Raw genomic sequence first — 3295 nt, forward strand, 5'->3', positions numbered from 1 at the left:
CCCCCACCCCCACCCTCGCCACCGCTGATCAAGGGAAAAAGGGGGCCCATGGAGATCGACTAGCCCCCTTCTCGCCTTGATCAGCGGGGTTGTGGCCGATCGGTTCAAGACCGGGGGTGGTGGCCGGGCCTGGGTTCGGCGGCATGAAGACCGAGGCACGGTTGGACGTGGCCGGGCACCTGGTGGCCGACATGGCGGCATCGCCGGCCTTCTACCGGCGGCTCGGTGTCGCGTTCCCGCCGGACGCCGACGACCAGCCGCACGTGAAGGCCTCGCTGCCCGGCGGCCTGCGGCCGGCCGTGGACACCGAGGCGACGGCGCGGCCCGAGAACAGCAAGGGCGGCGTCGGGAGCCCGCTGGAGCGGGCCCCGACGCCGCCGGAGCGCTGGGAGAGGTCGGCCGAGCCGCAGTGTGCCGATGCTTCGGCCCTGCAAGCAGGCCTCAGGCCTGACGCAGCACAGCCTGGATCTCGAGGGTGATCTGCACCTTCTCGCTCACCACGACGCCGCCGCCGTCGAGCGGGATGGCGATGTCGACACCGAAGTCGCTGCGGTTGATCGTGGTGGTGGCGGTGAAGCCGGCGCGGGTGCCGCCGTAGGCGTCGGGACCGAAGCCGCCGATCTCCAGGTTCAGCGAGACCGGCTTGGTGACGCCCTTGATGGTGAGCTCGCCGTCGACGACGAAGTCCTCGCCATCGGCGCGGACGCCGGTCGAGCGGTAGGTCCACTCCGGGTTGTTGGCCACGTCGAAGAAGTCGGCGGAGCGGATGTGCTCGTCACGCTGCTCGTTGTTGGTGTCGATCGAGGTGGCGTCGAGGGTCGCGGACACCGTCGAATCGGCGAAATTCGCGCCAGTGACGATTTCACCGGTGAAGGAACCGAACCGGCCGCGTACCTTGCTCACCATCATGTGCCGAACGGTGAACGAGACGTCGGAATGAACCGGGTCGATGTCCCAGGTGCCGGCCACGTAGCCGGGGATCTGGGTGCTGGCTGCTGTAGTCATCTCAGTCTCCCAAGTAGTTGAACGCTCATCTGTTGGGTACGACGGTACGGATAACGTGTTGAGAGCTCAACCATTCCGGGGGGTGACGTGAACCACGCTCGTTGGCTCGACGAGGACGAGCAGCGCACATGGCGGGCGTTTCTTTCCGCCAGTCGGCTGGTCTTCGATCGAGTCGAACGTCAGATGCAGCAGGACGCCCGCATGCCGCTCGCGTACTACGAGATCCTGGCCCGGCTGTCCGAGGCGCCGGACCGGACCTTGCGGATGAGCCGGCTGGCCAGTTCCGCATTGTCCTCGCGCAGCCGGCTCTCGCACGCCGTGGCACGTCTGGAGGAGGCGGGCTGGGTCGTGCGGCGCGCCTGCCCGACGGATCGCCGCGGCGCGTTCGCCGAGCTGACCCCGGCGGGTGCGGCTGCCCTGGAGGCGGCCGCACCCGGGCACGTCGAGACCGTCCGGGCGACCGTGTTCGACCACCTCAGCCCCGAGCAGCAGGCCGCCCTGCAGGACATCACCGAGACCCTGGTGCAGAAGTTGGCCGACCACCCCTTCTGGCCGGTCACGGGGGATCCGGTGACGGATACCTGCGCGGCCGAGGACGTTGCCGACCCCTGCGCCGAGGACGTTGCCGACCCCTGCGCCGGGGAAGCGGCGGCCACCGACGACCGGCCCGTGGCATCCGGGTAGCCGCCGCGACGTCCACGGCGCCCGGACGCGACGGCGTGACCCTCGCGGCGGTCCTGCGAGACGTGGCGGGCGGAGTTCTAGGCTGGGCACATGCCCACTCATTACGACGTCGTTGTCCTCGGTGCCGGTCCCGGTGGGTACGTCGCGGCGATCCGCGCGGCCCAGCTCGGCCGGCGTGTCGCGATCGTGGAGGAGAAGTACTGGGGCGGCGTGTGCCTGAACGTCGGCTGCATCCCGTCGAAGGCACTGCTGCGCAACGCCGAGCTCGCGCATCTCGTCACCAAGGAGGCCAAGACCTTCGGCATCTCCGGTGAGGTGTCGTTCGACTTCGGTGCCGCCTTCGACCGTAGCCGGACGGTGGCCGAAGGGCGCGTCAAAGGCGTGCACTTCCTGATGAAGAAGAACAAGATCACCGAGTACGACGGGCGCGGCTCGTTCGTCGATGCGGGGACGATCGAGGTGGCGCTGACCGACGGCGGCACCGAGACCCTGACCTTCGACGACGTCATCATCGCGACCGGCGCGAGCACCCGGCTGCTGCCCGGGACGTCGCTGTCCGAGCGCGTGGTGACCTACGAGGAGCAGATCCTCACGCGTGAGCTGCCCGGGAGCGTCGTCATCGCGGGCGCGGGCGCGATCGGCGTCGAGTTCGCCTACGTGCTGAGCAACTACGGCGTGCAGGTCACGATCGTCGAGTTCCTCGACCGGCTGCTGCCGCTCGAGGATGCCGACGTGTCCAAGGAACTGGCCAAGCGCTACAAGAAGTACGGCATCGAGGTGCTGACCTCGACGAAGGTGGAGTCCATCGACGACTCCGGCGACCAGGTCACCGTCACCGTCTCGAAGAACGGCGAGTCGAAGGACCTGAAGGCCGACAAGGTCATCCAGGCGATCGGGTTCAAGCCCCGGGTCGAGGGCTACGGACTGGAGAACACCGGCGTCGAGCTCACCGACCGCGGCGCGATCGCCATCGACGACCGGATGCGCACGAATGTCCCGCACATCTACGCGATCGGCGACGTGACGGCGAAGCTCATGCTGGCCCACGTCGGCGAGGCGCAGGGCGTGGTCGCGGCGGAGACGATCGCCGGCGTCGAGACCCAGGAACTCGACTACACGATGATGCCGCGCGCCACGTTCTGCCAACCGCAGGTGGCGAGCTTCGGCTGGACCGAGGCGCAGGCCCGCGAGCTGGCCGACCAGAACGGCTGGAAGGTGAAGGTCGCGACCTTCCCGTTCATGGCCAACGGCAAGGCCCAGGGGCTCGGCGAGCCGGCCGGCTTCGTGAAGCTGATCAGCGACGAGACCTACGGCGAGCTGCTCGGCGGGCACCTGATCGGGGCCGAGGTCACCGAGCTGTTGCCCGAGCTCACGCTGGCCCAGAAGTGGGACCTGACGGCCCACGAGCTGGCCCGCAACGTGCACGCGCACCCGACGCTGAGCGAGGCGCTGCAGGAGGCGATCCACGGCCTGGCCGGCCACATGATCAACTTCTGACCCCCCCTCCCCGCGATCAAGGGCCGAAGGGGCCTGTCGGTGATCAACTGATCCCCTTCTGCCCTTGATCGCCGCGGCGTGGAGAGGACGGGGCGATCAAGGGCAGAAG

The 3295-nt window shown here is 68.8% G+C and carries 4 protein-coding genes; 3 read left to right on the plus strand and 1 reads right to left on the minus strand.

Going from position 1 to position 3295, the window contains the following annotated elements; all coding sequences use genetic code 11:
* Nucleotides 1-143: 143 nt before the first annotated feature.
* Complete coding sequence (locus tag HF519_RS30745; protein WP_211170771.1) at nt 144-479, plus strand: VOC family protein; 336 nt, start codon at nt 144-146, stop codon at nt 477-479.
* Here HF519_RS30745 and HF519_RS29700 read toward each other — a convergent pair.
* Nucleotides 442-1005 (minus strand): YceI family protein, encoded by a 564-nt coding sequence (locus tag HF519_RS29700; protein ID WP_169416266.1) that lies wholly within the window; start codon nt 1003-1005, stop codon nt 442-444. The two genes, HF519_RS30745 and HF519_RS29700, sit on opposite strands and share 38 nt — an antisense overlap.
* 87 nt (nt 1006-1092) lie before the next feature.
* Here HF519_RS29700 and HF519_RS29705 point away from each other — a divergent pair, with 87 nt between their 5' ends.
* Entirely contained in the window at nt 1093-1689 is a 597-nt protein-coding gene (locus tag HF519_RS29705; RefSeq protein ID WP_312860427.1) for a MarR family winged helix-turn-helix transcriptional regulator, read from the plus strand.
* Nucleotides 1690-1779: 90 nt separating this feature from the next.
* A complete protein-coding gene (gene lpdA / locus HF519_RS29710; protein ID WP_169416267.1) occupies nt 1780-3186 on the plus strand; it encodes a dihydrolipoyl dehydrogenase in 1407 nt (468 codons plus the stop codon).
* Nucleotides 3187-3295 lie beyond the last annotated feature (109 nt).

Origin of the sequence: Pseudonocardia bannensis, from assembly GCF_012911875.1 — a bacterium.
Classification (GTDB): Bacteria; Actinomycetota; Actinomycetes; order Mycobacteriales; family Pseudonocardiaceae; genus Pseudonocardia; species Pseudonocardia bannensis.